The organism is Dietzia sp. DQ11-44, from assembly GCF_014145205.1.
Taxonomy (GTDB): domain Bacteria; phylum Actinomycetota; class Actinomycetes; order Mycobacteriales; family Mycobacteriaceae; genus Dietzia; species Dietzia natronolimnaea.
On the sequence record NZ_JAALEC010000139.1, the window covers coordinates 1 to 8,875 of the forward strand.

Sequence of the window (8,875 nt, forward strand, 5' to 3'; positions counted from 1 at the left end):
CCCGCGGCTGGCGAACCACGTGAGCAGCACCTCGCGCGTCACCCCGGACTGGGCGCTCCTGACCTCCACGCCGATGCCGGCCATGGCGGCCAGGAACTCCTTGCTGGTCATCCCCACGGCCTTGGCGGCCGCGTGCGCGCGCATCTTCTCCGGAAGCGCGTTGAGATCGTCGATGGTCAGGTTCGAATCCGACACGTGTCTCCTCTGGCCGGACTCCGGGCGCGATCACGTCACCGGAGTGCTCCGGTGACCCACGCCGCCGCACGGGGTCGGCATTTCTCTCTGGGCCCCACCTCGGGTGGGGCTATGTCTTGTGGTCCGCGATCCCGGTGTGATCCGGGCCGCGGAGGGCGGGCGCCCGATCCGGGGCGAACTGGAGGTCCGCTCGCCAAGAATGTGGGCTTCGGCCATTGTCCCACACACGCCGACGATCCGTCGCCGCGCGGGCGAGGTGAGACGACGAACGCGCCCGTCGGTCCGGGGACCGACGGGCGCGTCCGGTGCGATCACCGGTGATGAACCGGGATCGTTGGTGATGAGGTCAGATCAGAGTCCGGGGAACCACAGTTCGATCTCACGTGCCGCGGATTCCTCGGAATCCGACCCGTGGACGAGGTTGAACTGGGTCTCCAGCCCGTAGTCCCCGCGAATGGACCCGGGGGCGGCCTTCTCCACCGGGTCGGTCCCGCCGGCGAGCTGTCGCCACGCGGCGATCGCGCGCGGACCCTCCACGACACCGGCCACGACCGGCCCGGAGGTGATGAACTCGAGCAGGTCGCCGTAGAACGGACGCTCGGCGTGCTCGGCGTAGTGCGCGGCCGCGGTCTCCTGTGGCACCCGGCGCATGTCCATGGCCACGAGCCGGAGGCCCTTGGCCTCGATTCGCGCGAGAATGGTGCCGGTCAGGCCTCGCTGGACGCCATCGGGCTTGATGAGGAAGAAAGTTCTCTCGGTCACGGCCGCAATGCTACAAGTACCCGGGACCCGTCAGTCGTGCTGGCTGGGCAGGTACCCGCCCGCCATCCGCCGGGAGAGGTCCCGCCGCAGATAGAGGATGTACGCCCACACCGCCGCGAACATCAGGCCGCACACGCCCATCGACCAGTGCACGGCCCACCCCGCCACCGCCAGCCCGGCGAGGGTGAGGTTCAGCGGGATCGCCCAGGGACGCCGCTGCAGTCCACTGGCCACGACCATCGCCACGGCGAGCAGGCTGACGAACCACACCTTCCAGGGCTGGAAGTGCTCTCCGTCGTCGACCCTCGCGATCACCGTGAGCACCAGGCCGATCACGATCGCCTCGAGGATCAGGGTCCCGGCCATGATCCCCCGAAGTCCCTTCCACGGATCCACCGAGGGTTCGTGGGCGGTGGCCGCCGGATCGACGGAACCGGTGTCGGTCACTGTGCGTCCTTTCCGAACAGGCTGCGGGCGGCCCCCGCGGTCAACACCGATCCCGTCACGAGTACGCCGACCCCGGAGACGTCGTCGTCGGCGGTCGGGTCGGGGACCCCCACCAGGTCCAGCGCGGCGCTGATCGCATCGGGCAGGGTGTCCACCACGTGGACCCGCTGGGCGGTGAACCGGTCCTCGGCGACCCTCGCGAGGTCCTCGAGCGCCATCGCGCGCGGCGACCCGGTCCTGGTGACGACGACCTCGTCGACCACCGGCTCGATGGCCGCGAGGAAGGCGTCGGCGTCCTTGCCGTCCAGCATCGCGACCACGGCGACGAGACGTCGGAAGTCGAATTCGGAGGTCACCGCCTCGGCGAGTGCGCGCCCGCCGTGACCGTTGTGCGCGGCGTCCACCAGCACCGTCGGGCTCGAGCTGAGGCGCTCGAGCCGGCCGGGGTTGTCCACGGCGGCGAATCCGGCGCGGATGAGCTCGGGGTCCAGCGACCGGTCGGGGCCCGCCCCGAAGAACGCCTCGACGGCGGCCAGGGCGGTGGCGGCGTTCTCGGCCTGGTGCTCGCCGAACAGAGGGAGGAACACCTCCGGGTACTCGCCTCCGAGACCACGCAGGGTGAGCTGCTGTCCGCCCACCGCCAGGCGGCGCTCGACCACGTCGAACTCCGAGCCGAGACGTGCCACCACCGCGCCCACCTCGACCGCGCGACGCAGCAGCACCTCCATCGCCTCGGGCTCCTGGCGACCGATCACGGCGACCGGGTCCCTCGGCAGCAGGTCATCCTCTGCTCCGGGCTGGATGATCCCCGCCTTCTCCCCCGCGATGGTCGCCAGGTCGTCCCCGAGGTAGTCGGTGTGGTCCAGACCGACAGGGGTGACGACGGCGACGGCCGGCCTCACCACGTTGGTGGCGTCCCAGGTCCCGCCCATCCCGGTCTCCACCACGGCCACGTCCACCGGGGCGTCGGCGAAGGCCGCGAAGGCCATCGCGGTGAGCACCTCGAAGTAGCTCATCCGGGGTCCACCACCGGCCTCGGACCGCTGGTCCACCAGTTCCAGGTACGGCTGCAGTTCGCGGTAGGTGTCCACGAACAGGCGTGCCGGGACGGGCTCGCCGTCCAGGGCGATGCGCTCGGTGACGGTCTGCAGGTGCGGGCTGGTGTTGCGCCCGGTGCGCTGGTGCAGTGCCCGAAGGAGGGCGTCGATCATCCGGGTGACCGAGGTCTTGCCGTTGGTCCCCGCCACGTGGACGACCGGGTAGGCGTGCTGCGGATCCCCGAGGACGCCGGTGAGCTCCGCGATCCGGTCCAGGCTCGGTTCGAGGCGGGTCTCCGGCCACCGGGTGGCCAGTTCCTCCTCGACCGCCGCGAGCTCTGCGGTGTCGGCCTGCCACTCGGGGCTGCCGACCTCCGGGATCGGTCGCGGCTCCTGGTGGTCCTCGCCGTCCTCGTCACCGGGCAGCGGCCCGCCGAGGGAGACCCCGGAGACCAGGCCCTCCTCGCCGAGCATCTCGGCGACGTCCTCCTCCGTGGGGGTGTCCCAGCCCTCGTCCGGGTCGTGGGGCTCGAGCCACCGATGACCCGCCATCAGGCGGTGCTCCCGGCCGGGAGGCCCTCGAGTCGGGCGGAGATCCGGCTGACCTCGGTCTCGGCGAGATCCCGGCGCGCGCGGATCTTGTCCACCACGTGGTCGGGGGCCTTGCCGAGGAACGCCTCGTTGCCCAGCTTGGCGCCGGTGGTCTCCAGCTCCTTGCGCGCGGCCGCGAGGTCCTTCTCCAGGCGGCGACGCTCGGCGGCCAGGTCGATGGTGCCGGAGGTATCGATCTCGACCCCCACCGTGGACAGCCCCAGCCGGACCTCGAGCGAGGCGGTGGCGGTGAAGTCGTCCCCGGCCGGGGTGATCCGCGCGAGCGAGGCCACCTGGTCGAGCAGGTCGGCGGGCAGATCCGCCGCGTCGACCCCGGTGACGCGCGCGGGCACCCGCTGGCCGGGCTTGAGTCCCTGGTCGGAGCGGAAGCGGCGGATCTCGGTGACGAGGGTCTGGGCGTCGGCCACGCGGCGCACGGACTCCGCGGCCCCCTCTGCCGGGGCCACGTCGGAGGGCCAGTCCGCGACCACCACGGAGTCGCGTCCGGTCAGGGCCGTCCACAGCACCTCGGTGACGAACGGGATGACGGGGTGCAGCATCCGCAGCACCACGTCCAGCACGTGTCCCAGCACGAGCCGCGTGTGCTCGGCGCGCTCGGAGCCGCGCGCCTCGTCGTCGTTCCCGAACTGGACCTTGGCCAGCTCCAGGTACCAGTCACACACCTCGTCCCACGCGAAGTGGTACAGGGCCTCGCAGGCCTTGGAGAACTCGTAGCGGTCCAGGGCGTCGTCGACCGACACGCGCACCTCGCCGAGGCGCCGGAGGATCCACCGGTCGGCGTCGGTGAGCGCGGACGCGTCCGGGAGCTCGCCCACCTTCGCGCCGTTCATCAGCGCGAACCGCGTGGCGTTGAACAGCTTGGTGGCGAAGTTGCGCGAGGCCTGGGCGGCGTCGTCACCCACGGACAGGTCGCCGCCGGGGTTGGCGCCCCGGGCCAGGGTGAAGCGCAGGGCGTCGGCGCCGAAGCGGTCGACCCAGTCGAGCGGGTCGATGCCGTTTCCCCTGGACTTGGACATCTTCTGGCCGTGCTCGTCGCGGACGAGCCCGTGGAGGAACACGTCGGTGAACGGGACCTTCCCCGGGGCGGAGGTGTCACCCGTCAGGGTGCGACCCACGAAGGTGCCGAACATCATCATCCGGGCCACCCAGAAGAACAGGATGTCGTACCCGGTGACCAGCACGGACGTGGGGTAGAACCGCTCGATGTCGGTGGTCCGGTCGGGCCAGCCCATGGTCGAGAACGGCCACAGCCCGGAGGAGAACCACGTGTCGAGCACGTCCGTGTCCTGCGTGTACCCGGCGGGCGGCTCCTCGCCCACGCCCACACAGACCACCTCGCCGTCCGGCCCGTACCAGATGGGGATGCGGTGGCCCCACCACAGCTGGCGGGAGATGCACCAGTCGTGCATGTCGTCGACCCAGTCGAACCAGCGCGGTTCCTGGCTCTTCGGGTGGATCACCGTGTCGCCGTCGCGCACGGCGTCGCCGGCCATCCTGGCCAGCTCCTCGACCCTGACCCACCACTGCAGGGACAGCCGGGGCTCGATCGGCTCGCCAGATCGCTCCGAGTGTCCGACGGAGTGCAGGTACGGGCGCACCTCCTTGACGATCCGGCCCTCGGCGGCGAGGTCCTCGCGGATCACCCTTCGCGCCTCGAACCGGTCCATCCCGTCGTAGCGTGTCCCCGTGTCGGCGATGCGGCCGGCCGCGTCCATGATCGTGGGCATCTCCAGCCCGTGGCGCTGGCCGATCGCGAAGTCGTTGGGGTCGTGCGCGGGCGTGACCTTGACGGCCCCCGTCCCGAACTCGGGGTCCACGTGGTCGTCCGCCACGACGCGCATGGTCCAGCCCTCACGGAACGGGTGCTCGATCTCGGTGCCCACGAGGTGGGCGTACCGCGGGTCCTCCGGGTGCACGGCGATCGCCGTGTCGCCCAGCATCGTCTCGAGCCGGGTCGTGGCCACCACCAGGTGCGGCTGCGAGTCGTCCATCGAGCCGTAGCGGAAGCTCACCAACTCGCCCTCGACATCCGCGTACTTGACCTCGATGTCCGAGATCGCGGTCTGGAGTGTGGGCGACCAGTTGACCAGCCGCTCGGCGCGGTAGATCAGCCCCTGGTCGTAGAGCTCCTTGAAGATGGTCTGCACCGCGCGGGACAGTCCCTCGTCGAGGGTGAACCGTTCACGCGACCAGTCGACTCCGTCGCCGAGGCGGCGCATCTGCTCGCCGATGGTCCCGCCGGACTCACGCTTCCACTCCCAGACCTTCTGGATGAACGCCTCTCGCCCGATCTCGTGGCGGTCGATCCCCTCGGCGCGGAGCTTGCGGTCCACGAGGGTCTGGGTGGCGATCCCGGCGTGATCCATTCCGGGAAGCCAGAGGACCTCGAACCCCTGCATGCGCTTGCGCCGCGTGAGCACGTCCATGAGCGTGTGGTCGAGCGCGTGGCCCATGTGCAGGCTGCCCGTGACATTCGGCGGAGGCAGCACCACCGAGTACGCGGGCTTGTCGCTGGAGGGGTCCGCCTCGAAGTAGCCGGCGTCGACCCAGCGTCGGTACAGCTCGGACTCGACCTCGCCGGGGTTCCAGGAGGCGGGGAGCAAATCCGCGCGGTCGGTCTCGGGGCCGGGGGTCGCTGCAGTCGTCACCCGACCATCGTAGGCCGTCCGCGCCGGGACCCCACACACGCCGCCCGGGCCCCGCCCCCGGGGTCAGTCGGTCAGGCCGAGGGCGTGCACGGCGTCGCGCTCGGAGATCAACTCGGCCACCGAGGCGTCGATGCGGGCGCGCTGGAAATCGTCGATCTCCAGACCCTCGACGACCTCCCATTCCCCGCCGTGACTGCGGCAGGGCAGGCCGGTGACCACCCCCGGGACCGTGTCGTACTGCCCGTCGGAGGGCAGCGCGACCGTGGTCCAGCTCTCCCCCGGTGTGCCGTGGACCCAGTCACGCATCTGATCGACGGCGGCCCCGGCCGCGGAGGCGGCCGACGACGAGCCCCGCACGGCGATGATCTCGGATCCCCGGTTCGCGACCCGCGGGATGAAGGTGTCGGCCAGCCAGTCCCGCCCGAGCCCGGCGGTCACGGGCTCACCGGCTCGGGTGAGATAGGAGACGTCCGGGAACTGGGTGGCCGAGTGGTTCCCCCACACCACGACCCCGTCGAGTTCGGCGACGGGGGCGCCCAGGCGGGTGGCGAGCTGGCTCAACGCCCGGTTGTGGTCGAGCCGCATGAGGGCGGTGAACCGACCGGCCGGGACGTCCGGGGCGTGCCTGTGCGCGATGTAGGCGTTGGTGTTGGCGGGGTTGCCCACCACCACGACGCGGATGTCGTCCGCGGCGCCGGCGTTGATCGAGCGTCCCTGGTCGCGGAAGATGGCACCGTTCGCGCTCAACAGGTCGGAGCGCTCCATGCCCTTGCCCCGCGGCATGGCCCCGACGAGGAACGCGGCGTTGGCGCCGTCGAACGCCGCGGTCGCGTCGTCGGTGATCTCGATCGAGTCGACCAGCGGCAGAGCGCAGTCCTCGATCTCCATCGCCACGCCCTCGGCGGCCGTGACGGCCGACGGGATGTCCAGCAGTCGGAGGCGGACCGGGGTGTCGGGGCCGTAGACCAGACCGGACGCCAGCCGGAAGAGCAAGGAGTAGGCGATCTTTCCGGCGGCACCGGTGACGGTGACGGTGACCGGGGCGGTGGAGCTCATGCGCGGGGACCTTCCTCTGGCGACGACGGGGTCGGTCCCCACAGTAGTGAGGAACCGGCACCCTGTTGACCGCGCGAGCCGCCGTACACCCGTTGTTCGCCCCGGGGCCGATCGGTGGTGTGCCGACCGGGCGGAGGGGCGGTCGGGCGGGAGGTCGCGCTAGGTGTGGACGTCGGCGCCCGTCTTGGCGCGGATCTCCTCGATCGTGACGCCCGGGGCCGGTTCGACGAGTCGGAACCCCTCCGGGCAAATGTCGAGGACGCACAGGTCGGTGACGACCCGCTGGACGCATCCGCGCCCGGTGTACGGCAGGGAGTTCTCCGCCAGGAGTTTGGCCTCGCCCGTGCGGGTGACGTGGTCCATCATCACGACCACCCGGCCGGCGCCGTGGACCAGGTCCATGGCCCCGCCCATGCCTTTGACCATGGCGCCGGGGATCATCCAGTTGGACAGGTCACCGGTCTGTGAGACCTGCATGGCGCCGAGCACGGCCACGTCGACCGTTCCGCCCCGGATCATGGCGAACGACGCCGACGACGAGAAGAACGCCGCCCCGGCAGCCGCGGTGATCGTCTCCTTGCCCGCGTTGATCATCTCCGGGTCGAGCTGTTCGGGCGTCGGGTAGGGGCCCACGCCGAGGATCCCGTTCTCCGAATGGAGAGTGACGTGGACGCCCGTCGGTAGGTGGTCCGGGATCAGTGTCGGCATTCCGATCCCCAGGTTGACGTACTGCCCGTCGACGAAATCGGTGGCGATGCGTGCCGCCATCTGCTCGTGTGTCCAGCTCATGACCTGTCCTCTCCCCTGCTGCTGAGCTTCTCGATCTCCACGCCGGTCTCCTGGCGTCCGACCTCGACGAGCCGCTGGACAAAGATGCCGGGGAGATGGACGTCCGCCGGGTCGATCTCGCCGGCCGCGACGATCTCCTCGGCCTGGACGATCGTGATGCGGCCGGCCATCGCGACGTCCGGGTTGAAGTTCCGGGCGGTGCCGCGGAACTGCAGGTTGCCCGCCGTGTCCGCCCGATGGGCGTGGACGAGCGCGAAATCCGTGACGATCGCGCGCTCCAGGACGTACGGGGTCCCGTCGAACTCTCGGACCTCTTTGGGCTCGGAGGCCACGGCGACTCCCCCGTCGCCGTCATAGCGCAGCGGCAGTCCGCCCTCGGCGACCATCGTCCCGACGCCCGCCGGCGTGTAGAAGGCCGGGATGCCCGCCCCACCGGATCGCATCCGCTCGGCGAGCGTGCCCTGCGGCGTCAGCTCCACCTCGAGCTCCCCGCTCAGGTACTGCCTGGCGAACTCCTTGTTGGCCCCCACGTAGGAGGCCGTGGTGCGGGTGATGCGGCGGGCCTCCAGGAGCGTGCCGAGGCCGAAGCCGTCCGTGCCGCAGTTGTTGCTCACGGTCTGCAGATCGGTGGCGCCCTGTTCCAGGAGTGCGTCGATCAGGACGGCGGGGATGCCGACCAGACCGAAACCCCCCACGGCGAGGGAGGCGCCGTCCGGGATGTCCGCGACCGCGGCGGCGGCCGACGAGAAGATTTTGTTGGTCATGTCACACATCGTAGGACCTGTTCGCCTGTTGCACAACTGTTCGTCTTACGTACACTTCCAGCGTATCGTGGTTCACGTCACCCGCACCAGAACTGACCCGCCGCTCCCCAGGAAAGGACCCATCCCATGCCCGCCACCCTGTCTCACCAGGTCAGCGGCCCGCCCTCAGCGGATGCCCCTGCCGTAGTACTGCTCGGATCCCTCGGTTCGGACCGGTCGATGTGGGACGCCCAGGTGCGCGATCTGGCCCGCGACCACGTGGTGATCGCCGTCGACCACCGAGGGCACGGGAACTCAGACGTCATTCCGGGGCCGTGCACGATCGCCGACCTCTCCGGCGACGTCCTCGCCCTGCTCGACACCCTCGGCGAGGGTCACGTCCACGTGGTCGGGCTCTCCCTGGGCGGCGCCGTGGCCCAGTGGCTCGCGGTCCACGAGCCCACCAGGGTCCGGTCCGCTGCCCTGCTGTGCACGGCTGCGAGGTTCGGCGAGCCCTCCGGATGGGCGGACCGCGCGGCCGCGGTCCGCGAGGGTGGCACCGCGGCCGTCGCCGACGCGGTGGTGG

At 70.9% G+C, this 8,875-nt stretch carries 9 protein-coding genes; 1 reads left to right on the forward strand and 8 read right to left on the reverse strand.

Annotation, left to right across the window (positions count from 1 at the left end; genetic code table 11):
• From G6018_RS04275 to G6018_RS04310, 8 genes are all read right to left on the reverse strand, one after another.
• The coding region (locus G6018_RS04275) for a hypothetical protein (RefSeq protein ID WP_182638856.1) at positions 1–195 on the reverse strand (195 nt) is incomplete at its 3' end.
• Positions 196–546: 351 nt separating this feature from the next.
• Positions 547–957: a nucleoside-diphosphate kinase gene (ndk, locus tag G6018_RS04280; RefSeq protein ID WP_182616664.1), complete on the reverse strand. Its 411-nt coding sequence runs from the start codon at positions 955–957 to the stop codon at positions 547–549.
• A gap of 30 nt (positions 958–987) precedes the next feature.
• Positions 988–1,404: a DUF4233 domain-containing protein gene (locus tag G6018_RS04285; RefSeq protein WP_179524931.1), complete on the reverse strand. Its 417-nt coding sequence runs from the start codon at positions 1,402–1,404 to the stop codon at positions 988–990.
• Positions 1,401–2,993, reverse strand: a complete 1,593-nt coding sequence (locus G6018_RS04290; protein ID WP_182638858.1) for a folylpolyglutamate synthase/dihydrofolate synthase family protein — start codon at positions 2,991–2,993, stop codon at positions 1,401–1,403. Before G6018_RS04290 ends, G6018_RS04285 begins: the two co-directional genes overlap by 4 nt.
• A complete protein-coding gene (locus tag G6018_RS04295; RefSeq protein WP_182638860.1) occupies positions 2,993–5,701 on the reverse strand; it encodes a valine--tRNA ligase in 2,709 nt (902 codons plus the stop codon). Before G6018_RS04295 ends, G6018_RS04290 begins: the two co-directional genes overlap by 1 nt.
• A 63-nt stretch (positions 5,702–5,764) precedes the next feature.
• Positions 5,765–6,757: a malate dehydrogenase gene (locus tag G6018_RS04300; protein WP_182638862.1), complete on the reverse strand. Its 993-nt coding sequence runs from the start codon at positions 6,755–6,757 to the stop codon at positions 5,765–5,767.
• A gap of 159 nt (positions 6,758–6,916) precedes the next feature.
• A complete protein-coding gene (locus G6018_RS04305) occupies positions 6,917–7,546 on the reverse strand; it encodes a 3-oxoacid CoA-transferase subunit B (RefSeq protein WP_182638864.1) in 630 nt (209 codons plus the stop codon).
• Positions 7,543–8,310, reverse strand: coding sequence for a CoA transferase subunit A (locus tag G6018_RS04310; protein ID WP_179524926.1), 768 nt, complete (start codon positions 8,308–8,310; stop codon positions 7,543–7,545). Before G6018_RS04310 ends, G6018_RS04305 begins: the two co-directional genes overlap by 4 nt.
• 126 nt (positions 8,311–8,436) lie before the next feature.
• Here G6018_RS04310 and G6018_RS04315 point away from each other — a divergent pair.
• The coding region (locus G6018_RS04315) for an alpha/beta fold hydrolase (RefSeq protein WP_182638866.1) at positions 8,437–8,875 on the forward strand (439 nt) is incomplete at its 3' end.

Bases quoted from the DNA above. Each gene is read 5' to 3' on its own strand.
- G6018_RS04290 (WP_182638858.1), bottom strand. From the start codon at position 2,993: ATGGCGGGTCATCGGTGGCTCGAGCCCCACGACCCGGACGAGGGCTGG.
- G6018_RS04300 (WP_182638862.1), bottom strand. From the start codon at position 6,757: ATGAGCTCCACCGCCCCGGTCACCGTCACCGTCACCGGTGCCGCCGGA.
- G6018_RS04305 (WP_182638864.1), bottom strand. From the start codon at position 7,546: ATGAGCTGGACACACGAGCAGATGGCGGCACGCATCGCCACCGATTTC.
- G6018_RS04310 (WP_179524926.1), bottom strand. From the start codon at position 8,310: ATGACCAACAAAATCTTCTCGTCGGCCGCCGCCGCGGTCGCGGACATC.